Consider the following 25,649-nt stretch of genomic DNA (forward strand, 5'->3'; position numbering starts at 1 on the left):
CTCATGGACAACGCGCGTAGATTCTGGCCCAGCAGCCCCACCCGCAACAGCCCCCACAGGTTGCGATCAGATGACCGCCCGGCCGGTCCCTCCCTGACAAACACCCCGCCCCGTGCCAGGCTGCCCCCATGACCGACCCCGACACCCGGCCCGCCGCCCTCCCGTACGGCACCCCCGACGCACCCCGCCTCGCCGTCCGAGGCGAAGCCCGCATCGAGGCCGACCCCGAGATCGCCCGCATCGACATCACCGTCCAAGCCCGCGGCACCGACCGCACCGCCACCCTCAAGGACCTCACCCACCGCAACGACCAGGTCCTCGCCCTCGTCAAGAGCTACGGCGACGCCGTCGAGAAACTCGACACCGGCGCCTTCTCCGTCACCCCCGAAATCACCGCCAAAGGCCGCCACGAACGCGTACGCGCCTACCACGGACGCGTCCGCGTCACCGCCACCCTCGCCGACTTCACCGCCCTCGGCGAACTCACCACCCGCCTCGCCGACCTCGACCTCACCCGCGTCGACGGCCCCTGGTGGGCCCTGCGCCCCGACTCGCCCGCCCACCGCGAAGCCCGCCGACAGGCCGTGCGCGAAGCCGTCCAACGCGCCCGCGAATACGCCGAAGCCCTCGGCGCACGCCTCGACGCCGTCCTCGAACTCGCCGACACCGGCGCCGACGGCGCCACGCCGATGCCCGTACCCGGCGGCGCCTTCCGCTCCGTCGCCTACGGGGGAGCGGCCGCGGCCGAAAGCGCCCCCGCCCTCGACCTCGAACCCGCCCGTCAGGAGGTGTACGCACAGATCAACGCACGCTTCACGATGACCCGCCCCACCCTGTGACCCCGAGCCCTGCGGCGTTCGTTTATCCGCTCATCGGAGCACCGGCGCGCGCATTCAACTACTTGTCAAGAGCCTTTCACGTAAAGGCCGTTGGGCAGTCACTTCCCCACAGTTCCCTACCTATGAGTAGGTCGTAGGGTCGCATCATGCGCCGAGCAAAGATCGTCTGCACACTGGGACCCGCCACCGACTCGTACGAGCAGATCAAGGCACTCGTCGAAGCCGGTATGGACGTGGCCCGCTTCAACCTCAGCCACGGCACCTACGCCGACCACGAGGCGCGGTACGAGCGGGTACGCAAAGCATCCGAGGAGACCGGCCGCAGCGTCGGCGTCCTCGCCGATCTTCAAGGCCCGAAGATCCGACTCGGCCGGTTCCGCGAAGGCCCCGTACTTCTCGAACGCGACGACGCCTTCACCATCACCGTCCGTCCCGGCGTAGAAGGCGACCGCCACCGCTGCGGCACCACCTACGAGGGCCTCGCCGACGACGTCACCCCCGGCGAACGCATCCTCGTCGACGACGGCAAGGTCACCCTCCAGGTCACCGACGTCCGCGACACCGAGGTCCACACCAAGGTCGTCGAAGGCGGCATGGTCTCCGACCACAAGGGCCTCAACCTCCCCGGCGTCGCCGTCTCCGTCCCCGCCCTCTCCGAGAAGGACTGCGAAGACCTCCGCTGGGCCCTGCGCATCGGCGCCGACATCATCGCCCTCTCCTTCGTCCGCAGCGGCGACGACATCGACGACGTCCACCGCATCATGCGCCAGGAGAACTGCTTCCGGCCGGTCATCGCCAAGGTCGAAAAACCCCAGGCCGTCGACGCCATCGACGACATCGTCGCCGCCTTCGACGGCATCATGGTCGCCCGCGGCGACCTCGGCGTCGAAATGCCCCTGGAAACGGTCCCGGTCGTCCAGAAGCGCGCCGTCAAACTCGCCAAACGCAATGCGAAGCCGGTCATCGTGGCCACCCAGATGCTCGACTCCATGATCGAGAACTCCCGGCCCACCCGCGCCGAAGCCTCCGACGTCGCCAACGCCGTCATCGACGGCACCGACGCGGTGATGCTCTCCGGCGAGACCAGCGTCGGCAAGTACGCCACCGAAACCGTACGCACCATGGCCCGCATCGTCGCCGCGGCCGAGGAGGACATCCTCACCAAGGGCCTGCCTCCGCTCACCGACCGCAGCAAACCCCGCACCCAGGGCGGCGCCGTCGCCCGCGCCGCCGCCGAGATGGGCGACTTCCTCGGCGCCAAGTTCCTCGTCGCCTTCACCCAGTCCGGCGACACCGTCCGCCGCCTCTCCCGCTACCGCTCACCCATCCCCCTCCTCGCCTTCACCCCCGAACCGGCCACCCGATCCCAGCTCAACCTCACCTGGGGCGTCGAAACCTTCCTCGGCCCCAAGGTCGACTCCACCGACGAGATGGTCGCCCAGGTCGACGAGGAACTCCTGCGCATCGGCCGCTGTCAACGCGGCGACGTCGTCATCATCACCGCCGGCTCCCCACCCGGCGTCGCCGGCTCCACCAACCTCGTCCGCGTCCACCACATCGGCGAGGACGACTCCCCGAAGTAACCCGCGGCCGCCGCTTCAGTACTTGGGCCCGACGTGCACATCCATCAGCGCCACAGACGCACGGCGGGCCACCGACACATTCTGCGCGCGGCGACTGTGGCGGGCCTGCCGCCACGCCACCCCCACCGCGTCCAGCGTGTCCGTACAGAGCCGGACGATGTCGGCGGACGCATTGGTGAAGAAGTAGCGCGGATACTCGTACCGCTTGCGCACGCCGCCCACGAGGCGGGTCGCCCAATTGGTGATCCGGCAGCCGTCGGAGTGGAAGAGGCCGCGGAGGAATTCCCAGGGGTGGGCGTCGACGACGCGCTGCTGCCAGGGCTCCAGGACGATCGGACGGTCGTGCTTCTTACCGGGGCCGTGCTGCGGGAACAGACAGGGCCAGTGCGCGCTGTAGCAGGACACCATGACGCACCCCTGCTTACGCACCAGGCAGACGCTGTTGCCGGCCCCCGCACGCAGCACAGCCGTACGACAAGCGTCGATGAGCCCCGGCCACGCGTCCGCGCACGCGATCCGCATGACGAAGCCGCCGCGCGAGTGCGGACTGATGCAGCCGTCCCCCAGGTAGAGCCCGAGCAGATACGCGTACGCGGCGGCGTCGGCGGGCGGCCGCGGCGCACTCGCGCACCGTACGCACTCCGACCTCGGGCGGCCGAGCGGCTCCAGCCTGACCCGCCACTCACGAAGGGCGGAGCGCGATATCCCGGTCTCCCGGCTCACGGAGTTGAGACTGCGCCCTTGGGTCAGGAGGGCGAGGGCGTGTTTGCGGGTGGGGAGGTCGTACATGGCCGGGACTGCCTTCCGGGCGAGCGGGGTGAGGGGAGGAGCCGCGCGGTCAGTACTTCGGGCCGATGTGGATGTCCATGAGGGCTACGGAGTCTCGTTTGGCCACGGAGATGTTGAACGGGTCGTCGAACTTCCGGGTGATCTTCCATTCGATGCCCACGGCCGTCAGGGTGTCGGATCAGATCTTCAGGATGTCCTCGGATTTGTTGGTGAAGAAGTAGCGCGGGTATTCGTACCGCTTGGACTGGCCGCCGACGAGCTGCGTGGTGCAGTTGGTGACCCGGCAGCCGTCCGAGTGGATCAGGCCGCGGATCAGTTCCCACGGGTAGGCGTCGACGATCTCCTGTTGCCACGGCTCCAGGACGATGGGCCGCTCGTGCTTCCTGCCGGGGCCGTGCTGGGGAAACAGGCACGTCCAGTGCCGGGTGTACGACTTCACCTCCACGCACCCCGTCTTCTGGCGTCGGCCCGTGGAAGGCGTGGCCATCACCTTGCCCATGGCCTCCTCGGCCTCGTCGACGAGGCCGGGCCAGGCATCACCGCAGTAGATGGACAAGTGGTGCTGCTTCGTCTTCGAGACGATGTGGCCGTCGCCGAGATAGAGGCCGAGTAAGTACGCATAGGCCCTGCGGTCGAAGGGCCGAGGCGCGCAACGGGGGCAGTCGTGGGCGCGCTCGAACGGCTCGCCGCGGCGCTTGCGGTCTTCATGGCGCCACCAGCCGACAGTCCCGCGCGGCACGTCGAGTTGCTGCGCCACTTCACGATTGGTGACACCCTGCCGAAGGAGGATCAGGGCTCGCTGACGTGTATCAAGGTCGTACATGAAGACGAGCTTGGCCGGATATCTGCCCGCGCGGGCAGATTCGCTCCTGCGTTCACCGCGTAGAGTGAAGATCGCCAACCGGTGGATTACCTTCGAATCGAAGGTAAAGTGCCCTGGGTGGGATTCGAACCCACGCTGTCGGTGGTTTGAGCACCGTGTCTCTCCCGCTGGACTACCAGGGCTTACCTTGAAAACCAAGGCTAGCGGAGACCCGCCGTGCCTCAAACATACAGGAGATAGGTAGGCTCATGGGGCACCACCTGCCTGGAACGAGGAGACCCGTGAGCGCCGCCGAGCCCGAGCAGCCCGTCGCCGAGGACGATCAGTCGCATGTCCCGCCGCAGACGACCCGTGTGGTCATCGCCGAGGACGAGGCCCTCATCCGTCTCGATCTCAAGGAGATGCTGGAGGAGGAGGGGTACACCGTCGTCGGCGAGGCCGGGGACGGGGCGAAAGCCGTGGAGCTGGCCCGGGAGCACCGGCCGGACCTGGTGATCCTGGACGTGAAGATGCCGATCCTCGACGGGATCTCCGCCGCTGAGCAGATCGCCGAGGAGAGCATCGCCCCGGTGCTGATGCTCACCGCGTTCTCGCAGCGCGAACTGGTGGAGCGGGCGCGGGACGCCGGGGCCATGGCGTACCTCGTCAAGCCGTTCAGCAAGAGTGACGTGGTGCCGGCGATCGAGATGGCGGTGAGCCGTTTCACGGAGCTGAAGACGCTGGAGAAGGAGGTCGCCGACCTCACCCAGCGGCTGGAGACCCGCAAGCTGGTGGACCGGGCGAAGAGCGTGCTGCAGACGCAGTACGGGCTGACCGAGCCGGCCGCCTTCCGCTGGATCCAGAAGACGTCGATGGACCGCCGGCTGTCCATGCAGCAGGTCGCCGAGGCGGTCATCGAGGACGCCGAGGAGAAGAAGCAGCAGAAGGAGAAGGAGAAGAAGGGCAAGGACGGCGAGTAGCGGTCAGTGCAGGTGCGCGGCGGCGGGGGTGCGCGCTGCCGGGAGGCCGAGCAGGGCGCGTACGTCGTCGGCCTCCGGGGCGCGCAGCGTCGTGAAGATCCGTAGCGCTTCCTGCCAGGTGAGGTGCGCGCGTTCCGGCCGGCCGGCTGCCCGTAGGGCGTGGCCGAGGGTGACGAGGACTGTGGCGCGCCGCCATGGGGCGCCGTCGATCAGGAGTGCGCTGAGGGCGTTTTCCGCGTGGCGCGCGGCTTCGGCGGGCTCCCCGGCTTCGAGAAGGGCTTCGGCGAGCCGGTAGAGGGTGAGCCCGGCCCACAGGCTCTGGCGTTCTTCGTGGAAGAGCGCCAGAGCTTCGGTGTACCGGGACCGTGCCGCGTCCAGTTGGCCCGCCGCGGCCAGGGTGACTCCTGTCGTGTACAGGCCATGGGCCAGCCGTACGGAGGCGCCGAGGGCGCGGTAGTGGCGGAGGGCGTGGTCCGCGGCGGCCAGGGATTCCCTCATGCGTCCGAGCCCGAGCAGGGCGCGGGACTGATGGGCGAGCGCCGCCGCTTCGCCGTACCGGTCGCCGTCGTGCCGGAACGCGTCGAGGGCCTTGGTGAAGTACGTGAGGGCGGCCGTGAGGCGGTGGGCGGTCAGTGCTTCGACGCCGCGGAGGTTCAGGGCCCGGCCGCGTACGACGGGGTCGTCGGCGAGCTGCCCGAGGGTGAGGGCCGCGCGGGACTGGATCTCGGCTTCCCGGAAGCGGCCGAGCCGGGCGTGGGCGCGGCTGAGGAGGAGGCGGGCGCGGGCTTCCGCCGGGGTGTCTCCGGCTCCCTGGGCGGCTTCGGCCAGGGTGCGGGCGGTCTGCTCGTACTCGGGGAGGAGGGCGGCGGGGCCGAGCAGGTCCTGGGTGAGGAAGAGCAGGTCGGTGGCGGCGCGCAGTTCGTGGACGGCTCGGCCCGGGGCGGTGGCTTGCTGTACGGCGGCCAGGAGGTTGCCGCCTTCGGCGGACAGCCAGTCCAGTGCGGCGCTGCGGCCGGTGAAGACGGTGCCGGGCCGGGGGCCGGGGTGAGGTGGTCGAGGAGCCGGTCGCCGGGGCATTTGAGTTCGTGGGCGTCGGTGGCGGTGGCGAGGTAGTGGTGGAGGAGCCGGGTGAGGGCTGCTGAGCGCGCTTCCGGCGGGTCTTCGTCGCGTTCGGCGCGGGCGCGGGCGTAGAGGCGTACGAGGTTGTGGAAGCGGTAGCGGCCGGGGGCGGGAGATGCCAGGAGGGCGGTGTCGACGAGGGTTTCGAGGAGGTCTTCGGCTTCGTCGGTGTCCCTGCCGAGCAGCGCGGCAGCGGCGGCGAGGGAGATGTCGGTGCCGTCGGCGAGACCAAGGAGGCGGAACGCCTGGGCCTGGTGGGGGCGTAGCCGGCTGTAGGCGGCTGCCATGACGGTGTCCACGGCGAGGTCGCCGGTGCGCAGTTCGGTCAGCCGGCGACTCATGTCGGCCAATTTGGCGGCAAGGGCGGAGACGGTCCAGGTGCGGCGGGTGGTGAGCCGGGCGGCGGCGATGCGGATGGCGAGCGGCAGGTGTCCGCAGGCGTGGACCACTTCCTTGGCGGCTTCGAGTTCTGCGGTGACGCGCTGTTCGCCGACGATGCGGGTGAAGAGGGTCAGCGCCTGGTCCGGGCTCATCACGTCGAGGTGGATGAACCGGGCGCCGTCGAGGCCGACGAGGTGGGAGCGGCTGGTGATGAGGGCCGCTGAGCCGTCGGTGCCGGGGAGGAGGGGGCGGACCTGGCCGGCGTCATGGGCATTGTCGAGCAGGACGAGGACACGGCGGTTGGCGAGGAGGGCGCGGTAGCGCGCGGCGCGTTCGTGGACGCCGTCGGGAATGTGGGCTTCGGGAGTGTCCAGGGCGCGGAGGAAGGACCCCAGTACGGCTTCGGGGTCGGTGGGGGCATGGGGGGCCTGGAGGTCGGCGTAGAGCTGGCCGTCGGGGAAGCGGTCGCGGACGAGGTGGGCGACGTGGACGGCGAGGGTGGTCTTGCCGACGCCGGGCATGCCGCTGATGGCTGCGACGGGGGTGAACAGGCCGTCGGTGGTGGTGAGGTGGTCGTGGAGTTGGGCCAGGACGGTGTCGGGGCGACGAAGTCCTGGACGGTGGCGGGGAGTTGCAGGGGGACGACGGGGGCGGCCGGTCCGTCGGCCCTCCGGGGTGCGGGGCCGGCCAGTTCGGGGTCGGCGGTGAGGATGCGCTGGTGCAGGGCGGCGAGGGTGGGGGCGGGGTCGACGCCGAGTTCGTCGGCGAGGAGGCGGCGGGTGTCGGCGAAGACGGCGAGGGCTTCGGCCTGTCGGCCGCTGCGGTAGAGGGCGAGCATGAGGAGTTCGCGCAGCCGTTCGCGCAGGGGGTGTGCGGTGGTGAGGGCGGTGAGTTCCAGGACGGCTTCGGTGTGGTTGCCGAGGTCGAGGTCGAGTTCCAGGCGCGTCTCCAGGAGGGAGAGGTGCCATTCCTCCAGGCGGGTGCGCTGGTTGTCCGCGTAGGGGCCGGCGAGGTTGGCCAGGGGTTCGCCGTCCCACAGGGCGAGGGCGGAGTTCAGGAGTTCGCGGGCGGCGTGGTGGTCTCCGGCGGCGCGGGCGTTCTCGGCTTCGGCCGCGTACGTTTCCGCGTGGGCGAGGTCGAGGTCGAGCGGCTGGTCGCCCAGGGGGCGGAGCGCGTAGCCGCCGGACTCGGCGACCAGGATGTCCGCGTCGGGCCCGAGTGCTTTGCGGAGGCGTGAGGCGTAGGTGCGGAGTGCGGCGAGGGCGGCGTGCGGTGGTTCTTCGCCCCAGAGGGCGTCGACGAGTTCGGCTGCGGTGGTGGTCCGGCCGCCGCGGAGCAGCAGGGTGGCGAGGAGGGTCCGCTGCTGCGGGGAGCCGGCCGCGAGGGGCGTCGTGCCGCGCCAGGCCCGTACGGGGCCGAGGACGGTGAAGCGGACGGAGTTCTGGTGGGCGTCGGGTGTGCTGCGGTGCGGCGGGGAGCTCATGGCGAGGGGCGGCGGGTCCGGCGTGGTGACGGGTGGGGTGGTCGCGGGCTCCGTGTCGTTCCCGATCGCGGAGTGGAGTGCCCGGAGGCGGGGCGGCAGGCCGGTGCCGTGCGCGGCCTCCGAGGTGGCGCCGTAGCGTTCGAGGACGCGCAGGGCCTCGGTGGTGCGGCCGGTGGTGTGGAGGGCCGAGGCGAGGTGCGCGTGGAGGGTTTCGTCGTCGGGGTGTTCGGCTACCAGGGCGCGCAGTTCGGGGATGGCGCGTGCGGCGTGGCCGGTGCGGAGGTCGGCGGCGATGCGCAGGCCGAGTGCTTCGGTACGCAGGTCTTCCAGGCGTTGTATGTGGGGGGTGAGTCCGGTGCCGGTGGCGAGGCCGGCGAGGGCCGGGCCCCGCCAGGTGGCGAGGGCGTCGGCCAGCAGGGTGCGGGCGACGGCGGGGTGGTCGTCGTTCAGGTGTGCCCGGGCCTTGTCGACGGCGGTGACGAAGCGGGTGAGGTCGATGTGGTCCGCGGGGAGGTGCAGGGCGTAGCCGTCCTGCGTCCAGGGGAGGAGCCGGCGTCCGGTGCCGTGGCCGGCGGTCTTGTCCAACTGCTGGCGGATGCGGTGGACGTGGGTCTGTATCTGGTTTCTGGGGTGGCGGGCGGGTCGGTGCCCCAGATGTCCGTGGCGAGGGCGGTGAGGGGGACGCTCTGGCCGTGGTGCAGCAGCAGGGCGGCGAGCAGCGCCTGCCGGCGGATGGCGGACGGGGTGATGTCGATGCCGCCGAGCGTGAGGTGGAGCGGCCCGAGGAGCCGCGCGTCAAGATCCATCGCGCCGGTCCGGGGTGGGGTGAACGGCGGTGTCGTGAAGGACGGTGTCGTACGGAGCGGTGCCGTGCAGGAGGGCCGCGTGGGCGCGCGCCAGGGCCGGTGGCCGGGTGCCGTCGGTGCGGTGCCGTCGTTCGAGTTCTTCGCCGATCAGGCGCATGGCGCGGCTCTCCGCTCCGCCCGCGCACAGGGCGCGGGCCAGCGCGAGGACGACGCTCTCGTCGTCGGGGTGCCGGTCGTACAGGTCCTGGAGGGCGAGGGTGGCCCGGGAGACGGCTCCGGTGGCGAGCAGCGCGGTGGCCCGGCGTTTGCCGGTGTCGAGGTGGATCTCGGTGAGGGTGCGCCGGGTGGTGCGTACGAAGGCGGAGGGCTGGAGGCCGGTGAGGGGTTCGCCGCGCCACAGGGCCAGTGCCGCGTCGAAGCGGTCGAGGGCGCCGTGGTGGTCGCCTCGCTCCTGGTGGTCGGCGCCGTCGTCCGCGAGGTGGCGGAAGCGGTCGGTGTCCACGTGGCCGGGGGCGACGTGGAGGACGTAGCTGACGTTCTCCGGGGTGTGGCCCGGGTGGGTGGTCAGGCGTACCGGGCGGTCGCGGCCCGGGGTGTCGTACTGCGCCAGGGTGCGGCGCAGGTGGTGGATGTGCAGGTGGATCGCGGAGATCGCCGACGCGGGGGGCGGGCCGGGCCAGACGCGTTCGCGGAGTGCGGCGACGGTGAGGGCCTGTCCGGGCTGGAGGAGCAGGGCGGTGAGGACGGCTCTGCGCTGCGGGGGGCCCAGTGCGACGGGTGTGCTGCCGTAGTGGGAGGTCACGGGCCCCAGCAGGCCGAAGCGGAGCGTTGCCACGTCGGTGTGCCCCTTCCGGTGCTCCAGTGCGCTGTACGCGCTGCCGACGAACTTAGCAGGGCATTCAGTGGACGTTAAGTGAGCGTGGATCCATGCTGGTTGGAGCCTTGGTCGGGGCGGTATAAAGGGAGGGTGCGGTGCATTCATCGTTTGTTTACAGGGTGCATCCACTCTTGCAGAACAGCGTCCTGGGACTCATGCCTAGTCCGGCGCGCTTTCGGCGGGGCCCCGGGGGTGGTAGCCCGGGAGCCCTGCCTCGCCGTATTTCTTTCCCAACTGTGGCCCACGGGGCGCGGTTTGGGCTACCGTCGTCCCGACTCTTCGCATCGCCGTGTTCCGGCCGCGGGCTCCCTTACCACGGGCCTGTCCGGAGCGTTCCGCGGTCGTGCGCCGAGGTCGCCCGCTGGACTAGGCATGGTCGAAGGGAGAGTGCGTCATGCACTCGGATGTCTGGATGTGGCTTGCCGCCGGGGTGGTGGTGACACTGGCCTTCTTCGGGCTGGTCGCCTACCTCGTACGGGAGTTGAAGTCGACGCGTCGGCTGCCGGCGGTGCTGGCGGCCGTCGCGGTGCTCATCGGGGCGCTGCCGGCGGTGCTCTACGCGCTGTATCACGTGTTGGTGGCCGCCCAGTAGGCCGTCGGGGCCCCGGCCCGGTACACCTCCGGCCGGGGCCCCGCGGCGCCTGCTCAGTCCTCGCCCAGGTATGCCTTCCGTACGGACTCGTCGTGCAGGAGTTCCTGCCCGGTGCCGGAGAGGACGACGGTGCCGGTCTCCATGACGTGGCCGTGGTCGGCGAGGGAGAGCGCGGCCTGGGCGTTCTGTTCGACCAAGAGGATGGTGGTGCCCTGGGCGCGCAGTTCGCGGATGGTGTCCATGATCTTCTGCATCATGATGGGGGACAGGCCCATGGAGGGTTCGTCCAGCATCAGCAGTTTGGGGCGGGACATCAGGGCGCGGCCCATGGCGAGCATCTGCTGTTCGCCGCCGGAGAGGGTGCCGGAGGCCTGGCGGCTGCGTTCGCCGAGGATGGGGAAGAGCTGGTAGACGCGCCGGATGTCGGCCTCGATGCCGTCCGCGTCCTTGCGCAGGAACGCGCCGAGCTTGAGGTTTTCGGCGATGGTCAGGCGGGGGAAGAGGCGGCGGCCTTCGGGCGAGTGGGCCAGGCCGCGTTCGACGATCTTGTGGGCGGGGACGCCGGTGAGCGGCGCGCCGTCGAAGGTGATCTTCCCGGTGAGGGGTTTGAGGAGGCCGGAGAGGGTGCGCAGGGTGGTGGTCTTGCCGGCGCCGTTGGTGCCGATGAGGGTGACGACCTGGCCGGCCTCGACGGTGAAGGAGATGCCTTTGACGGCTTCGATCTTGCCGTAGGCGACGCGCAGGTCCTCGACCTGGAGGAGCGGGGGTGTGGTCATCGGGCGTCTCCTTCCGGGGCGGGGCCGCCGGGTGCGGAGTCGCCCGGCGGGCGGTCCCCGGGCGGGGGAGCGGCGCGGGGGGCGTCCTCCGGGGCGTGGCCGGCGGCGCGGGCCTGTTCCTCCGCGGCCCGTACCTCGGCCGCCTCTTCGGCGCCGGGTGCGTCCTCGAAGGGCGTACCGAGGTAGGCGGCGACGACGCGTTCGTCGGCCTGGACGGTCTCGGAGGTGCCTTCGACGAGTTTCTCGCCCTGGACGAGGACGGCGACGCGGTCGCAGAGGTTGAAGATGAAGCGCATGTCGTGCTCGATGACGAGAACGGCGGTGCCCTGGTCGCGGATGGCGAGGACGAGGTCGCGGGTGGCGCGGGTCTCCTGGGGGTTCATGCCGGCGGTGGGTTCGTCCAGGAGGAGCAGGCCGGGGTCGCTGGCGAGGGCGCGGGCGATCTCCAGCTTGCGCTGTTCGCCGTAGGGCAGGTTGCGGGCGAGGTGGTCGCGTTTGGCGGCGAGGCCGGTGAACTCCAGGAGTTCCATGGCGCGTTGCTCGGAGGAGCGTTCGGCCTTGCGGAAGCCGGGGCCGCGCAGGAGGGCGGACCAGAGTCCTTCCTTGGTACGGGTGTGGCGGCCGACGAGGGTGTTCTCCAGGACGGTCATGTTGGCGAAGAGGCGGATGTTCTGGAAGGTGCGGGCGACACCGGCTTTGGTGACGAGGTGGGGTTTACGGGAGAGGCGGGTGCCCCGGTAGCTGACGGTGCCTTCAGTGGGGACGTAGAGACCGGTGAGGCAGTTGAAGAAGGTGGTCTTGCCGGCGCCGTTGGGGCCGATGAGGCCGACGATCTCGCCGGCCCGGACGGTCAGGTCGACGCCGCGTACGGCGGTCAGGCCGCCGAAGCGCATGGTGACGCCCGCGGCTTCGAGGACGGTGTCGGCGGTGCTGGTGGATGTGGTCATGGTCTCGTCACGCCTTCGCCTGGGTGCCGCCGCCGAGGGCCTGGTCCCCGGCGGGCAGGCGGGTGTCGGGTACGTCGAGCTGGCCGGTCTCGTGGAATTCGAGCTGCTTCCTGCGGTCCGGGATCAGGCCCTCGGGGCGGAAGCGCATGAGCAGGACGAGGGCGAGGCCGAACAGGAACAGTTGGTAGTCCTGGAGGAAGTCGAGTTTGGCGGGGATGAGGAAGAGCAGGGCCGCGCCGACGAGGGGGCCGCTGAGAGTGCCCATGCCGCCGAGGATGACGGCGGCGAGCAGGAACGCGGAGTTGGGCGGGGTGGGCCCGGCGAACTGGAACTGCTCGGGGGTGGCGGTGGTGACGACGTGCACGTGGACGGTGCCGGCGAAACCGGCGAGGGCGGCGCCGAGGGCGAAGGCGAGCAGGCGCAGCCGGAAGCTGTTGACGCCCATGGCGACGGCGGCGGTCTCGTCCTCCCGGATGGCGATCCAGGCGCGGCCGATGCGGGAGGCGGCGGCCCGGCGGAAGACCAGGACGACGACGGCGGTCACGAGGATCATCAGGAGGTAGTAGTTGCCGTAGGTGGCGATGGTGAAGCCGAGGATCTCGTGGGGTTCGCCGAAGTTGAAGCCGAAGATCTCCAGGTTGGGGATGTTGGGGATGCCCATGGCGCCGTTGGTGACGTCGGGGCCGGTGGTGCCGTTGAGGTTGAGCATGGCGATACGGAAGATCTCGCCGAAGCCGAGCGTGACGATGGCGAGGTAGTCGCCGCGCAGGCGCAGGGTCGGGGCGCCGATCAGCACGCCGAAGGCGAGGGAGGCGGCGGCGCCGGTCAGCAGGGCGGCCCAGAACGGGAAGTGCAGGCCGAGGGCCGATTCGGGGCTGCCGGAGACGAGGGCGGCCGCGTAGGCGCCGACGCCGAGGAAGGCCACGTAGCCGAGGTCGAGGAGGCCGGCGAGACCGACGACGACGTTCAGGCCGAGCGCGACGGTGGCGAAGATCAGGATGTTGGCGCCGATGATCGTGTACTGGTCGGTGTCCTGGGTGAACGGGAAGCAGGCCGCGGCGATGAAGGCCGCGGCGAGCGCGACGCCGCGGTGCCGTGCGGTGATCTCCGTGAGGCGGCGGACGAGCCCGGCGCGGATCAGCGCGGGCGCGGCGAGCGCGACGAAGATCAGGTAGCCGACGAAGGGCGCGCCGTCCTCCGCGTCGATGCCGTACGTGAAGACGTACAGCCCGGCGCCGAAGGCCGCGGCGATGATCAGGATCTCGCCCCAGGAGGGCAGCGGCCGTGCGGGTGCGCGCGGCGGTACGGAGGCGAGCGCGCCCGTGAAGCGCTGCCAGGCGCCGGGTGCCGGGGCGGTCTCCCGGCCCGCCGGGGCAAGGCGGTCGGCGGGCAGGCCGAGGGCTCCGAGGAACGTGGCGAGCGCGGCGGCGCCCGCGATGTAGCCGCCGGCTTCGAGGTTGACCAGGCCGCCGAGCTGCACGGCGATGGCCGCGAGGGTGAACCAGGTGGCGGCGAGGGTGGCGAGGGCGGCGAACAGGACGGGGGCGGTGCGGCCGGCGGGGGTGAGCCAACTGAAGCCGCGGACGCCGAGGCCGGCGAGGGCGAACAGGAGGGTGAGGATGCCGCCGGCGAGGGTGATGAGCTGGAGGCCGGCGGGAGAGCCGTAGTAGGTGAGGTCGCCGGGGAAGTCGCTGCTCCAGGTCCAGGGCAGGGCGGTGGAGGCGGCGGTGGCGAGGGCGGCGGCCGCGGTGCCGAGGAGGGCGCCGCGTTCGGGGAGGGGGAGGACGCCCGGGGGGCGCCGCGTCGTGGTCCCGGCCGTCTTCCCGGTGCCGTTGCCGCCGCCGGCGGGTGTGGTGGTGGTCATCGCTATCACGCCCGATCCGCGACGCGTTCGCCGAGCAGGCCCTGTGGCCTGAGCAGGAGGACGAGGATGAGGAGGACGAAGGCCCAGACGTCCTTCCAGGCACCGCCGCCGAACTGCTGCATGCCGGGGATCTCCTCGACGTAGCCGGTGGCGAGCGCTTCGGCGACGCCGAGGACGAGGCCGCCGAGCATGGCGCCGTAGATGTTGCCGATGCCGCCGAGGACGGCCGCGGTGAAGGCCTTCAGGCCGAGGATGAAGCCCATCCGGAACTGCACCTCGCCGGTGCGCAGCCCGTAGGCGACGGCGGCGACGCCCGCGAAGACCGCTCCGATGGCGAAGGCCAGCACGATGATCCGGTCGGTGTTGATGCCCATGAGCTTGGCGGTGTCCGGGTCCTGGGCGGTGGCCTGCATGGCGCGGCCGCTGCGGGTGCGGGTGACGAAGAAGCCGAGGGCGATCATGCAGACCGGGGCGGCGACGATCACGAAGATGTCGCCGCGCTGGACGGTGGCGCCCAGGATCTCGAAGGAGTCCCCTTTGAACTGCGGGAAGACCCGGGCCTTGTTGCCCTCGGGGTACCACATCCAGACGGCCTGCTGGAGGGCGATGGACAGGCCGATCGCGGTGATCAGGGGCGCGAGGCGGGGCGCGCCGCGCAGCGGCCGATAGGCGAAACGTTCCGCTGCCACACCGACGAGTCCGGAGACGACGACGGCTCCGAGGAGCATCAGGGGCAGCGCGAGGAGGAGGGACGTGCCGGACGGCATGACGAGGTAGACGGTGAGCGCGCCGAAGCCGCCGACCATGAAGATCTCGCCGTGTGCGAAGTTGATGAGCTGGACGATGCCGTAGACCATCGTGTAGCCGATCGCGATGAGTCCGTACATCGCGCCGAGGATGAGTCCGTTGGCCAGTTGTTGCGGCAGTTCGTTCACCGCAGGGCCTCCGTGGGATGGGAAGACGGTACGGGCGGTGGCGGCAAGCCCGTGTGCCGCGGGCTGCGCCGGAGGGCGTTCGTGGCGTCCTGGCGCGGCCCGGGGGCACTGGCCGGTGGATGGAGCGGCGGGGTCCGGCGGGCCCGGGACCGCGGACGGTCCGGGTCCGCCGGCCTCGGCGGTACGGAGCGGCCGGCCCCGGCGTACGGGCCGGCCCGGCCGGATCAGCTCTTGCCGGCCTTGTCGAACTTCTTGAACTCGGCGCTGAAGCGGGCGACCCACTTGCCCTGGTCGACCTGGTAGGCGGTGATCATGGTGTTGGTGGTGTCGCCGTACTTGTCGAAGGAGACGTGGCCGGTGACACCGTCGAAGGAGACCTGGTTCATGGCCTCGACGACCTTCTTGCGCGCGTCCGCCGGCAGCTTGCCGCCGTTGTCCGCGACGACCTTCTTGACGGCCTGGATCAGGGCCCAGGTGGCGTCGTAGGTGGAGCCGCCGTACGCCTCGTAGCGGTCCTTGTAGCCGGCGGCCTGGTAGTCCTCGATGAACTTCTTGGCGGAGGCGAGCTGTTCGACGGGCTTGCCGACGGAGGAGGCGTAGTCGCCCTGCGCCTTTTTGTTGAGCTTGATGTAGTCGGCGCTGTACATGCCGTCGCCGCCCATCAGGGGCACGGTGACGCCGCCGTCCTTGAGCTGCTGGCTCAGCGGCCCGGACGCGGGGTACTCGCCGCCGTAGAAGACGACGTCCGGCTTGGCCGCCTTGACCTTGGCGACGACGGCCTTGAAGTCGCGGTCCTCCGGGTTGACGTGCTCGGAGCCGACGACCTTGCCGCCCAGTTTGGTGAACTGGGTGCGGAAGGAGGCGGCGAGACCGGCGCCGTAGGTCTTCTGGTCGTCGATCACGTAGGCGTTCTTGAACTTCGCCTTCTCCCAGGCGAACTGGCCGTCGAAGGCGCCCTGCACCTCGTCGGTGGTGGCCGTGCGGAAGTAGGTGGAGAACTGCCGCACGCGCTTGTTCTGCTTCCAGTCCTTGCCCTGGGTGAGGTCCGGGGTGGTGTTGGCGGGGGAGATCAGCGCCACGCCGTTCTGCTGGGCGACCTGCTGCATGGACTGGGCGACGCTGGAGTTCAGCGGGCCGACGATGCCCAGGACGTCCTTGTCGCCGGCGAGCTTGGTGGCGTTCTGCTGGCCGACGTTGGCCTGCGCCTTGTCGTCGAGCGGTTCGAGCTTGAACTCGACGCCCTTGACCTCGCCTGCCTTGTTGGCGTTGTCGACGGCGAGCTGGGCGGAGTTGCGGATGCCGAGGCCGAGGGCGGAGAGCTCGCCGGTGATCGGGGCGTCCAGTCCGATGGTCACGGACGTCTTGGACCCCTCGCCGCCCTTCTTGTCGTCGCCGCGGGAGCCGCATGCGGAGAGTGTGAGGGCGCCTGCGGTGACCGCGGTGGTGAGTATGAGCAAGGAACGGTGACGCACGATCAGTCCTTTCCCTGGCGCGGTCGGGCGCGTCGCACGACCGTTTCGCGCGCCGGGCCGTACGGGTGGTGCAGGGTCCGTGCTGGCAGTGCGCGCCCGGCGGCGCGGTGACTGGCGGTGACTCTAGAGCGGTGCCCGGTGGCCTGACAGCGGCGCTGACCAGGATGTGACGCTCTTGTTATGACCGTCGATGAGCGTTTTGCCCTCATGCTCCTTACATTCGGCGCGGACGCCGAGCGGAGCGTGAACTGGCACTTCCCGCAGGGGATTTGGGGCTGATCATGGTGCGGACGTCCGCATATCGGATGGGGCGTGCGGGACGGAGGAGGGACCGGTGCGGCAGAGGGGGCCCGGCGGCGGTGGCGCCCTCCGCGCGGGCTACGGAGCGTTACGGGACGCGGGGGCGCGCGGCGCGGAGCGGAGGACGGGGTTCACGCGCCGGGGAGCGTACGGCGACGGCCCCGCTCCCTCTCCGGGAACGGGGCCGCCAGGACGCCGTGGAGGCCGCGCGCGGGGACGGGTTTCAGCCGCGGTGGTACACCGACGCGTCCACGTCGCGCAGCATGCAGGTCAGCCGGGCGCTGCAGACCCGCTTGCCGTCCTCGTCGGTGATCGCGACCTCGTACGTGGCGGACGAGCGGCCCCGGTGCACCGGAGTGGCGACGCCGGTGACCAGGCCGGAGCGCGCGCCGCGGTGGTGGGTGCAGTTCAGGTCGACGCCGACCGCCAGCTTGGTGGGGCCGCCGTGCAGCATCGCGCCGACCGAGCCGAGGGTCTCGGCGAGCACCGCGGAGGCGCCGCCGTGCAGCAGCCCGTACGGCTGGGTGTTGCCCTCGACCGGCATGGTGCCGACGATCCGCTCCGGCGCGGCCTCCAGGACCTGCACGCTCATGCGCGTACCGAGGTGACCGGCGGAGAACAGCGCGGCGAGGTCCAGGCCGAGGCCGGCCCACTGGTCGATGATCTCCTGCGGAAACGTGGTCGCGCGCTGCTCGCCCATGTCCTGCGGCTCCGTTCGTGTGCCGGGGGCGGCGGTGCGGCGCGCCGGGGCGGCGCCGGTCCGACGCCGGTCGTTGAGTCGTGCACGTTCTTATCAGGCCACGGGGCGGCGGTACGGGCCGGGGGCGGCGGCCCGTACCGTACGCGCCGTCCGGTCAGGTCCGCGCCGTCCGGTCAGGTCCGCGGCGCCACCGGCTCCAGGCGGACCACCAGCGACTTCGATGCGGGGGTGTTGCTGGTGTCGGCGGTGTGGTCGAGCGGCACCAGGACGTTGGTCTCCGGGTAGTACGCCGCCGCGCAGCCGCGCGCCGTCGGGTAGTGGACGACGCGGAAGCCGGGCGCGCGCCGCTCCGTACCGTCGGTCCATTCGCTGACGAGGTCCGTGTACGAGCCGTCGGCCAGGTCGAGCGCGCGGGCGTCCTCGGGGTTGACCAGGACGACGCGGCGGCCGTTCTTGATGCCGCGGTAACGGTCGTCGAGGCCGTAGACGGTGGTGTTGTACTGGTCGTGCGAGCGCAGCGTCTGGAGGAGCAGCCGGCCTTCGGGCAGGTGCGGGTATTCCACGGGCGCGGCCGTGAAGTTGGCCTTGCCGGTGGCCGTGGGGAAGCTGCGGCTGTCGCGTGGGGCGTGCGGGAGGGCGAAGCCGCCGGGGCGGGCCACCTTGGCGTTGAAGTCCTCGAAGCCGGGGACGACTCGGGCGATCCGGTCACGGATCGCGCCGTAGTCCTTCTCGAATTCCTCCCAGGGCGTGCGGCTGTCCGGCCCGAGGGCGCGGCGCGCGAGACGCGCCACGATGGCGGGCTCGGAGAGCAGGTGGGGGCTGGCGGGCGCGAGGCGGCCGCGCGAGGCGTGCACCATGCCCATGGAGTCCTCGACGGTCACGAACTGCTCGCCGCCCGCCTGCACGTCGCGCTCCGTGCGGCCCAGGGTGGGCAGGATCAGGGCGCGGGCGCCGGTGACGACGTGCGAGCGGTTGAGCTTGGTGGAGACGTGGACGGTCAGCCGGGCGCGGCGTACGGCGGCCTCGGTGACGTCCGTGTCGGGAGTGGCGGAGACGAAGTTGCCGCCCATCGCGAAGAAGACCTTGGCGTCGCCGTCGCGCAGCGCGCGGATGGCCCGTACGACGTCGTAGCCGTGCTCGCGGGGCGGGGCGAAGCCGAACTCCTTCTCCAGGGCGTCCAGGAAGGCGGGTGCGGGGCGCTCGAAGATGCCCATCGTGCGGTCGCCCTGCACGTTGCTGTGGCCGCGCACCGGGCACACGCCCGCGCCGGGGCGGCCGATGTTGCCGCGCAGCAGCAGGAAGTTGACGACTTCCTGGATGGTGGGGACGGAGTGCTTGTGCTGGGTCAGGCCCATCGCCCAGCAGACGATCGTGCGGCGCGATGCCAGGACCATCTCCAGCGCGCGCTCGATCTCCGCGCGGGTCAGGCCCGTGGCGGCGAGCGTCGCGTCCCAGTCGTCGTCTGCGCGGGCCGCCGCGGCGAACTCCTCGAAGCCGTGGGTGTGCTCCTCGACGAACTCGGTGTCGACGGCGCCCTCGGTCTCCAGGACGAGCCGGTTCAGCGCGCGGAAGAGGGCCTGGTCGCCGCCGAGGCGCACCTGGAGGAACAGGTCGGTCAGGGCCGTGCCGCGCCCGGCGAGGCCGCGCGGGCTCTGCGGGTTCTTGAAGCGCTCCAGGCCCGCCTCGGGCAGCGGGTTGATCGAGATGATCTTCGCGCCGCCGGCCTTGGCCTGCTCCAGGGCGGAGAGCATCCGGGGGTGGTTGGTGCCCGGGTTCTGCCCCGCGACGATGATCAGGTCGGCCTTGTACAGGTCCTCCAGCAGGACGCTGCCCTTGCCGATGCCGATGGTCTCCGTGAGCGCGGAGCCGGACGACTCGTGGCACATGTTCGAGCAGTCGGGCAGGTTGTTCGTGCCGAACTCACGGGCGAAGAGCTGGTAGAGGAAGGCGGCCTCGTTGCTCGTACGGCCGGAGGTGTAGAAGACGGCCTCGTCGGGGGAGTCGAGCGCGGTCAGCTCCTCGCCGATGATGTCGAAGGCCCGCTCCCAGGACACCGGTACGTACCGGTCGGCGCCCTCGGCCAGATACATCGGCTGGGTCAGGCGGCCCTGCTGGCCGAGCCAGTAGCCGCTGCGGTCCGCGAGGTCGGAGACCGGGTGGGCGGCGAAGAAGTCGGGCGTGACACGGCGCAGCGTGGCCTCCTCGGCCACGGCCTTGGCGCCGTTCTCGCAGAACTCGGCCGTGTGCCGGTGCTCGGGCTCGGGCCAGGCGCAGCCGGGGCAGTCGAAGCCGTCCTTCTGGTTGACGCGGAGCAGCGTCAGGGCCGTGCGGCGCACGCCCATCTGCTGCTGGGACATGCGCAGCGCGTGGCCGATGGCCGGCAGGCCGACGGCATAGTGCTCGGGCGGCGTGACCTCGGGCGAGTCCTGGATCGGGTCCGAAGCGGGCGGCTTGCCTGCCATGGCGCTCTCCCTTGAGCCGGGTGGTGTGCTGTTAGGGGTACGGCGCCGCCGACACCGCGGGGCGACGATAGGTGCCGTATACAGAATCCTGTCACGGACGGCTGACGGTGGCGCCGCCGCGGTCGTCGCGGCGGGGATTGTCAGTGGGGCGTGGCAGGATCGGGGTGTGGCAGCAAAGGCAGCGAAGAAGAGCGAAGCGACCGGCACCGAAGCGGTGGAGGGCGGCCGTCCCCGGCTGCTCCTGATGGACGGGCATTCCATGGCGTACCGGGCGTTCTTCGCCCTGCCCGTGGAGAATTTCACCACCGCCTCCGGGCAACCGACCAATGCGATCTACGGCTTCGCGTCGATGCTCGCGAACACCCTGCGTGACGAGGCGCCCACGCACTTCGCGGTGGCCTTCGACGTCTCCCGCAAGACCTGGCGCTCCGAGGAGTTCCCCGACTACAAGGCGAACCGCTCCAAGACCCCCGACGAGTTCAAGGGCCAGGTCGAGCTGATCGGCGAGATGCTGGACGCGATGCACGTCAAGCGCTTCGCCGTGGAGGGCTTCGAGGCCGACGACGTCATCGCCACGCTCGCCACCCAGGCCACCGCCCAGGGCTTCGAGGTCTCCATCGTCACCGGCGACCGCGACTCCTTCCAACTGGTCAGCGACGACGTCACGGTGCTGTACCCCACCAAGGGCGTCTCCGAGCTGACCCGCTTCACCCCGGAGAAGGTCCAGGAGAAGTACGGCCTGAGCCCCGCCCAGTACCCGGACTTCGCGGCGCTGCGCGGCGACCCGTCCGACAACCTGCCCGGCATCCCCGGCGTCGGCGAGAAGACCGCCGCGAAGTGGATCAACCAGTTCGGTTCGTTCGCCGAGCTGGTGGAGCGCGCCGACGAGGTCAAGGGCAAGGCCGGGCAGAATTTCCGCGACCACCTGGAGGCGGTCAAGCTCAACCGTGTCCTGACCGAGATGGTGCGCGACGTGGAGCTGCCCTGCGGCCCCGCCGAGCTGGCGCGCGCGGCGTACGACCGCTCGGCGCTGACCGTCTTCCTGGAGACGCTGGAGATCCGCAACCAGGGGCTGCGCGAGCGCCTGCTGGCCGCCGACCCGGGCGCCGCGGAGGCCGCCGACGCCGGGCCCGCGCCCGCCGAGGTGGAGATCGACGGCACGGTCGCCGGCGCCGGCGAGCTGGCCCCCTGGCTGGCCGAGCACGGCGGCAAGCTGCTGGGCGTCTCCACGGTCGACACCTGGACGGTCGGCAGCGGCAGCGTCGCCGAGGTCGCCCTGGCCACCGCCGAGGGCCCGGCCGTCTGGTTCGACCCCACCACGCTGGACGAGGCCGACGAGCGCGCCTTCGCCGCCTGGAGCGCCGACCCGGCGCGCCACAAGGTCATGCACAACGTCAAGGGCCTGATGCGGGTCTTCGGCGAGCACGGCTGGAGCATCGACGGCGTCACGATGGACACCGCCCTCGCCGCCTACCTGGTCAAGCCCGGCCGCCGCTCCTTCGCGCTGGACGCCCTGTCCGTCGAGTACCTGGGCCGCGACCTGGCACCGGCCGCCGAGAGCGACGGACAGCTCGCCTTCGGCGCCGACGACCGCGCCCAGGCCGACGCCCTGATGAACCAGGCCCGTACGGTCCTGGATCTCGGCGCCGCCATGACCACCAAGCTCGACGAGGTCGGCGCGGCCGGTCTGCTGCGCGACCTGGAGCTGCCCACCAGCGTGCTGCTGGCCCGGATGGAGCGGGCCGGCATCGCCGCCGACCGGGGCTGGCTGGAGCGCATCGAGCAGCAGTTCGCCGCCGCCGTCCAGCAGGCCGTGCAGGAGGCGCACGCCGCGGCGGGCCACGAGTTCAACCTCGGCTCACCCAAGCAGCTCCAGGAGGTCCTCTTCGGCGAGCTGGGCCTGCCCAAGACCAAGAAGACCAAGACCGGTTACACCACCGACGCCGACGCCCTGGCCTGGCTCGCCGCGCAGACCGAGAACGAACTCCCGGTGATCATGCTGCGGCACCGGGAGCAGTCCAAGCTGCGCACCACGGTCGAGGGCCTGATCAAGACGATCGCGGCGGACGGCCGGATCCACACCACCTTCAACCAGACGGTGGCCGCCACCGGCCGCCTCTCGTCCACCGAGCCGAACCTGCAGAACATCCCGGTCCGCACCGACGAGGGCCGGGCGATCCGCCGCGGCTTCGTCGTCGGCGAGGGGTACGAATCCCTGCTGACCGCCGACTACAGCCAGATCGAGCTGCGGGTGATGGCCCACCTCTCCGAGGACGAGGGCCTGATCGAGGCGTTCACCTCCGGCGAGGACCTGCACACCACCGTCGCCTCCCAGGTCTTCTCGGTCGCCAAGTCCGAGGTCGACCCGGAGATGCGCCGCAAGATCAAGGCGATGTCCTACGGCCTGGCGTACGGCCTGTCCGCGTTCGGCCTCTCCCAGCAGCTCGGCATCCAGCCCGACGAGGCCCGCCGTCTGATGGACAACTTCTTCGAGCGGTTCGGCGGGGTGCGCGACTACCTCCAGGACGTCGTCGACAAGGCCCGCGCCACCGGCTACACCGAGACGATCATGGGCCGCCGCCGCTACCTCCCCGACCTGAACAGCGACAACCGCCAGCGCCGTGAGATGGCCGAGCGGATGGCGCTGAACGCCCCCATCCAGGGCACCGCCGCCGACATCGTCAAGGTGGCCATGCTGCGGGTCGACGAGGCGATGCGGGCCGCCGGCCTCACCTCCCGGATGCTGCTCCAGGTGCACGACGAAATCGTGGTCGAGGTCGCGCCCGGCGAGCGCAAGCAGGTCGAGGAGCTGGTGCGGCGCGAGATGGCGGGCGCCGTGGAACTGCGTGCCCCGCTGGACGTGTCCGTCGGTTCCGGCGGTGACTGGGAGTCGGCGGCGCACTGAGGCGCGTGACGGGGGAGGCGCCGCGCGTAAGGACGGGTGTGCGGCGCCTCTGCCTCCCGGCCGTGCCGGTGGCCGTCTACGGTCGAGCGCCGGAGTGGTCGTACGCGGCCGTGCGGTCGGCCCGGGGCGTGCGGCGGTGCAGCAGCCGTACCGTCACCGCGTACAGCGGCAGCCCGAGGGCGAGGCCCGCTCCCGCGCCGAAGAGCACGGTCGGCACGTAGTCGAACCAGGTCACGGCCAGGGCCCCGAACTCGGCGCGGGCCCGCAGCGTGCGGTGCACCGCGCCGCCGGCCAGGCACAGCGCGAGCAGCGCCACGCCGAGCAGCCGCCTCCTTCCGTCCAGTACCGGCAGCCCGGCCGGGGCCGGGGCGTCCGGCGCCTGCCGCAGCGCCGTCCACAGGAACCAGCCGATCAGGACCAGGGCCAGCGCCGACGTGCCGTACTGGACGTACATGCAGAGCGGAAAGCCCCCGACGACCTCGTTGAGGACGGGGAACAGCCGGGTGCCCCAGCGGCCCGGATGCGTGAACGCGTCCCAGACGATGTGGGTCAGCGCGCCCAGCACCGCCGAGACGTAGAACCACACGGCGAGCGCCGCGAGCGATCGGCCGCCCGCCGGCCAGGGACGCCCGCGCACCGCCGCGTACACCCTGCCGCGCCAGGCCGCCGGCAGCAGCGCCACCAGCGGTTCGCGCAGCAGCAGCCAGCCGCCGACGAGCAGGGCGGTGACCAGCACGTCCACCGTGAGCATGCCCGGCAGCCCGTGCGTGACGTCGCCGAAGAGCATGGCGCCGGGCACCACGGAGTCCGCGTAATAGGTCAGGTCCGGCGCGAACGATCCGGCGACGAGAGCCGAGGCGACCAGCGGTCCGCGTGCCGTCCCGGTCCGCCGCAGGGCCGGGAGCACCGCGGCGGCATGGCTGAGTGTGAACGGCATGACTCTCTCCCTGATCGTTTAGGATCAGTATGTCTGGCGTTGAGAGCAGTAGATGCCCGCCGGAAGTTGTCGTAGTGTCACGTGAGTTGGGAGCGCCGGGGTGCGCTGCACGGCGCCGTGCGCGCGGTGGATCAACGCGGAGGGGACGGGCAACAGATGGCAGCCACATTCGGGCGGCGGCTCCGTAAAGGAGCGGCCTCGACGGCGGTGGCAGCGCTCGCGCTGGCCGCCCTGACCGCGTCCCAGGCGCCGGGCGCGGCCGAGGCCAGGACCGGGAACACCACCGGGGAGCCCACGGCACCCGCGGGCGACACCCCCATCGACGGCGGCTCGCCCTACTACACCGACCTGCCGCCCCTGAACAGCCCGGTCAAGCCCGGAGGTTCGCCCGGCACCGGCGGCCCGGTCGCCACCGGCCCGGCCGAGGCCGGCATCCCCGCCACCGTCCTGGACGCGTACAAGAAGGCCGAGGCCCGCGTCGCCCAGTCCGACCCCGGCTGCCGGCTGCCCTGGCAACTCCTCGCCGCCATCGGCAAGGTGGAATCCGGCCACGCCCGCGGCGGCGCCGTGGACGCCGAGGGCACCACCCTGCAGCGCATCACCGGCCCGCAGCTCAACGGCAACGGCTTCGCGAAGATCACCGACACCGACCACGGCGTCTTCGACGGCGACACCACGCACGACCGCGCGGTGGGCCCGATGCAGTTCATCCCCTCGACCTGGTCCCAGGGCGGCCCCGACGGCACCGGCTGGGGCGCCGACGGCAACGGCGACGGCAAGAAGGACCCCAACAACATCTACGACGCCGCCCTCGGCGCCGGCCGCTACCTCTGCGCCAACAACCGCGATCTGTCCGTGCAGAGCGACCTGGACAGGGCCGTCCTCGGCTACAACCCGTCGCAGGACTATCTGAACCGGGTCATGTCCTGGCTGGCCTTCTACCGCAAGGGCACCCACGAGGTCCCCGACGGCAAGGGCCTGCTGCCGGTGCACCGCGGTGGCACGGGCAGCGGCCGGGACGTCGCCGCGGGCGCCGGGCCCACCCCGGGCCGTACGACCCACCCCGGCCCCCGGCCCGGCACCGGACACGGCGACGGCGGCAAGACCACCGAGCCCGCCCCCGGCGGCAGCAAGCCGGGTGACAAGCCGGGCGGCGGCACACCGGGCGGTAAGCCGGGCGGCGGCAAGCCGACGACCCCGCCCACCGGCCCCGGCCCCTCCAAGCCCGACCCCACCAAGCCGCCGACCACCCCGCCCACCAAGCCGCCGACCAAGCCCGCGCCGGTCACCGCACTGGAGCGGCTCGGCGCGCAGGACCTCACGGCCACCGCGGGCGAGGACTTCGCGGAGCCGGTACGCGTACGGGCGAAGAACGCCGAGGGCAAGCCGGTCGCGGGCGTACCCGTCGAGTTCCGTCTCGTCGGCAAGACCGGCGCCCGTTTCGCGGGCAAGACCGACCATGTCACCGTCCTGACCGGCGCCGACGGCATCGCCACCGCGCCGAAGCTCAGCGCGGGCGACCAGGCCGGCAGCTTCACCGTCCGGGCGACCGCGATGGGCCGCCAGGTCCCGCCGGCCGACGTCCGCGCCACCGTCAAGGCCAAGCCCGCACCCGAGCCCAAGGCCGACGCGCTGGCCCGCACCTCCGACAAGGAGCTGACGGCCAAGGCCGGCACCTTCTTCGCCGAGGGCGTCGAGGTCAAGGCCACCTACCAGGGGAAGATCGCGGCGGGCGTCGCGGTCACCGCGACCATGGTCACCGACGACCCGAAGCAGCCCGTGGAGAACGACAAGGGGCCGTACTTCGCGGGCGGCGGTACGGGTGCGGCTGCCGGCGGCGCCGCGGGTGCTGCCGGTGCGGGCAAGGGCACCGGCACGGGTGCCGACAAGGCCAAGCCGGTCCGCAGCCTCACCCTCAAGACCGGCGCCGACGGCCTGCTCAAGCTGCCGGAGATCCGCACCGACGGGCAGACCGGCACCTTCCTGCTGCGCCTGACCACCGCCGACGGCGCGGTCCTGACCGTGAAGCTGACCGTCACGGCGTAACAGCCGCGCGTACTCCCAGGTCACCGCCACCGCCGTCCCGCTCCCACCGAGCCG

General features: G+C 71.5%; 16 protein-coding genes, 1 tRNA gene and 3 pseudogenes. 6 read left to right on the forward strand and 14 right to left on the reverse strand.

All coding sequences use genetic code 11. From position 1 onward, the window contains the following. Nucleotides 1–128 precede the first annotated feature (128 nt). Both EJG53_RS30990 and pyk read left to right on the forward strand, forming a co-directional pair. Complete coding sequence (locus tag EJG53_RS30990) at nucleotides 129–839, forward strand: SIMPL domain-containing protein (protein WP_125047673.1); 711 nt, start codon at nucleotides 129–131, stop codon at nucleotides 837–839. Nucleotides 840–985: 146 nt separating this feature from the next. Next, nucleotides 986–2,422 (forward strand): pyruvate kinase, encoded by a 1,437-nt coding sequence (gene pyk / locus EJG53_RS30995; RefSeq protein ID WP_125047675.1) that lies wholly within the window; start codon nucleotides 986–988, stop codon nucleotides 2,420–2,422. 15 nt (nucleotides 2,423–2,437) lie between these two features. Here pyk and EJG53_RS31000 read toward each other — a convergent pair whose 3' ends face one another. The 3 genes and pseudogenes from EJG53_RS31000 to EJG53_RS31010 form a co-directional block, all read right to left on the reverse strand. After that, complete coding sequence (locus EJG53_RS31000; RefSeq protein ID WP_125047677.1) at nucleotides 2,438–3,211, reverse strand: helix-turn-helix domain containing protein; 774 nt, start codon at nucleotides 3,209–3,211, stop codon at nucleotides 2,438–2,440. Nucleotides 3,212–3,260: 49 nt separating this feature from the next. Further along, a pseudogene (locus EJG53_RS31005) lies at nucleotides 3,261–4,034 on the reverse strand (helix-turn-helix domain-containing protein). A 109-nt stretch (nucleotides 4,035–4,143) separates the two neighbouring features. Continuing rightward, nucleotides 4,144–4,216: transfer RNA gene (locus EJG53_RS31010), tRNA-Leu, on the reverse strand. Between the two features lie 99 nt (nucleotides 4,217–4,315). On the opposite strand from EJG53_RS31010, the gene EJG53_RS31015 reads away from it, so the two are divergent. Beyond that, nucleotides 4,316–4,993: an ANTAR domain-containing response regulator gene (locus EJG53_RS31015; protein WP_125047679.1), complete on the forward strand. Its 678-nt coding sequence runs from the start codon at nucleotides 4,316–4,318 to the stop codon at nucleotides 4,991–4,993. 3 nt (nucleotides 4,994–4,996) lie between these two features. Here EJG53_RS31015 and EJG53_RS31020 read toward each other — a convergent pair. The 3 genes and pseudogenes from EJG53_RS31020 to EJG53_RS31030 form a co-directional block, all read right to left on the reverse strand. Then, a pseudogene (locus EJG53_RS31020) lies at nucleotides 4,997–7,976 on the reverse strand (AfsR/SARP family transcriptional regulator). Nucleotides 7,977–8,099: 123 nt separating this feature from the next. Further along, a pseudogene (locus EJG53_RS31025) lies at nucleotides 8,100–8,561 on the reverse strand (AfsR/SARP family transcriptional regulator); the annotation flags it as partial. 210 nt (nucleotides 8,562–8,771) lie between these two features. Beyond that, nucleotides 8,772–9,617, reverse strand: coding sequence for an AfsR/SARP family transcriptional regulator (locus tag EJG53_RS31030; protein ID WP_167515194.1), 846 nt, complete (start codon nucleotides 9,615–9,617; stop codon nucleotides 8,772–8,774). 436 nt (nucleotides 9,618–10,053) lie between these two features. Here EJG53_RS31030 and EJG53_RS31035 point away from each other — a divergent pair, with 436 nt between their 5' ends. Next, entirely contained in the window at nucleotides 10,054–10,251 is a 198-nt protein-coding gene (locus tag EJG53_RS31035; protein WP_031003814.1) for a hypothetical protein, read from the forward strand. Between the two features lie 53 nt (nucleotides 10,252–10,304). Here EJG53_RS31035 and EJG53_RS31040 read toward each other — a convergent pair whose 3' ends face one another. The 7 genes from EJG53_RS31040 to EJG53_RS31070 form a co-directional block, all read right to left on the reverse strand. After that, on the reverse strand, nucleotides 10,305–11,027 hold the full coding sequence (locus tag EJG53_RS31040; RefSeq protein ID WP_125047683.1) for an ABC transporter ATP-binding protein: 723 nt from the start codon (nucleotides 11,025–11,027) through the stop codon (nucleotides 10,305–10,307). Then, on the reverse strand, nucleotides 11,024–11,974 hold the full coding sequence (locus EJG53_RS31045; RefSeq protein WP_125047685.1) for an ABC transporter ATP-binding protein: 951 nt from the start codon (nucleotides 11,972–11,974) through the stop codon (nucleotides 11,024–11,026). The genes EJG53_RS31040 and EJG53_RS31045 overlap by 4 nt, the downstream gene beginning before the upstream one ends. 7 nt (nucleotides 11,975–11,981) lie before the next feature. Further along, nucleotides 11,982–13,838, reverse strand: a complete 1,857-nt coding sequence (locus tag EJG53_RS31050; RefSeq protein ID WP_125047687.1) for a branched-chain amino acid ABC transporter permease — start codon at nucleotides 13,836–13,838, stop codon at nucleotides 11,982–11,984. 5 nt (nucleotides 13,839–13,843) lie between these two features. Then, complete coding sequence (locus EJG53_RS31055) at nucleotides 13,844–14,773, reverse strand: branched-chain amino acid ABC transporter permease (protein WP_031003806.1); 930 nt, start codon at nucleotides 14,771–14,773, stop codon at nucleotides 13,844–13,846. Nucleotides 14,774–14,997: 224 nt separating this feature from the next. After that, nucleotides 14,998–16,230 (reverse strand): branched-chain amino acid ABC transporter substrate-binding protein, encoded by a 1,233-nt coding sequence (locus EJG53_RS31060; RefSeq protein ID WP_125049712.1) that lies wholly within the window; start codon nucleotides 16,228–16,230, stop codon nucleotides 14,998–15,000. A 538-nt stretch (nucleotides 16,231–16,768) separates the two neighbouring features. Next, nucleotides 16,769–17,245 carry a PaaI family thioesterase gene (locus EJG53_RS31065; protein WP_125047689.1) on the reverse strand — a complete coding sequence of 159 codons (477 nt, stop codon included), beginning with the start codon at nucleotides 17,243–17,245 and terminating at the stop codon, nucleotides 16,769–16,771. A gap of 173 nt (nucleotides 17,246–17,418) precedes the next feature. Next, the gene (locus tag EJG53_RS31070; protein ID WP_125047691.1) at nucleotides 17,419–19,707 is read right to left on the reverse strand and encodes an FdhF/YdeP family oxidoreductase; all 2,289 of its coding nucleotides are present in this window, start codon (nucleotides 19,705–19,707) and stop codon (nucleotides 17,419–17,421) included. A 166-nt stretch (nucleotides 19,708–19,873) separates the two neighbouring features. Here EJG53_RS31070 and polA point away from each other — a divergent pair, with 166 nt between their 5' ends. Beyond that, complete coding sequence (gene polA, locus EJG53_RS31075; protein WP_125047692.1) at nucleotides 19,874–22,612, forward strand: DNA polymerase I; 2,739 nt, start codon at nucleotides 19,874–19,876, stop codon at nucleotides 22,610–22,612. A 76-nt stretch (nucleotides 22,613–22,688) separates the two neighbouring features. Here polA and EJG53_RS31080 read toward each other — a convergent pair whose 3' ends face one another. Next, complete coding sequence (locus EJG53_RS31080) at nucleotides 22,689–23,549, reverse strand: DUF4184 family protein (RefSeq protein WP_125047693.1); 861 nt, start codon at nucleotides 23,547–23,549, stop codon at nucleotides 22,689–22,691. 156 nt (nucleotides 23,550–23,705) lie between these two features. Here EJG53_RS31080 and EJG53_RS40795 point away from each other — a divergent pair, with 156 nt between their 5' ends. Next, the gene (locus tag EJG53_RS40795) at nucleotides 23,706–25,595 is read left to right on the forward strand and encodes a lytic transglycosylase domain-containing protein (protein ID WP_154806417.1); all 1,890 of its coding nucleotides are present in this window, start codon (nucleotides 23,706–23,708) and stop codon (nucleotides 25,593–25,595) included. Nucleotides 25,596–25,649 lie beyond the last annotated feature (54 nt).

The organism is Streptomyces chrestomyceticus JCM 4735 (genome assembly GCF_003865135.1).
Lineage (GTDB): Bacteria > Actinomycetota > Actinomycetes > Streptomycetales > Streptomycetaceae > Streptomyces > Streptomyces chrestomyceticus.

Excerpts from the sequence above, each read along its gene's own strand:
- EJG53_RS30990 (WP_125047673.1), top strand. The coding sequence starts at position 129 with ATGACCGACCCCGACACCCGGCCCGCCGCCCTCCCGTACGGCACCCCC.
- pyk (WP_125047675.1), top strand. The coding sequence starts at position 986 with ATGCGCCGAGCAAAGATCGTCTGCACACTGGGACCCGCCACCGACTCG.
- EJG53_RS31000 (WP_125047677.1), bottom strand. The coding sequence starts at position 3,211 with ATGTACGACCTCCCCACCCGCAAACACGCCCTCGCCCTCCTGACCCAA.
- EJG53_RS31035 (WP_031003814.1), top strand. The coding sequence starts at position 10,054 with ATGCACTCGGATGTCTGGATGTGGCTTGCCGCCGGGGTGGTGGTGACA.
- EJG53_RS31040 (WP_125047683.1), bottom strand. The coding sequence starts at position 11,027 with ATGACCACACCCCCGCTCCTCCAGGTCGAGGACCTGCGCGTCGCCTAC.
- EJG53_RS31045 (WP_125047685.1), bottom strand. The coding sequence starts at position 11,974 with ATGACCACATCCACCAGCACCGCCGACACCGTCCTCGAAGCCGCGGGC.
- EJG53_RS31050 (WP_125047687.1), bottom strand. The coding sequence starts at position 13,838 with ATGACCACCACCACACCCGCCGGCGGCGGCAACGGCACCGGGAAGACG.
- EJG53_RS31065 (WP_125047689.1), bottom strand. The coding sequence starts at position 17,245 with ATGGGCGAGCAGCGCGCGACCACGTTTCCGCAGGAGATCATCGACCAG.
- EJG53_RS31070 (WP_125047691.1), bottom strand. The coding sequence starts at position 19,707 with ATGGCAGGCAAGCCGCCCGCTTCGGACCCGATCCAGGACTCGCCCGAG.
- EJG53_RS31080 (WP_125047693.1), bottom strand. The coding sequence starts at position 23,549 with ATGCCGTTCACACTCAGCCATGCCGCCGCGGTGCTCCCGGCCCTGCGG.
- EJG53_RS40795 (WP_154806417.1), top strand. The coding sequence starts at position 23,706 with ATGGCAGCCACATTCGGGCGGCGGCTCCGTAAAGGAGCGGCCTCGACG.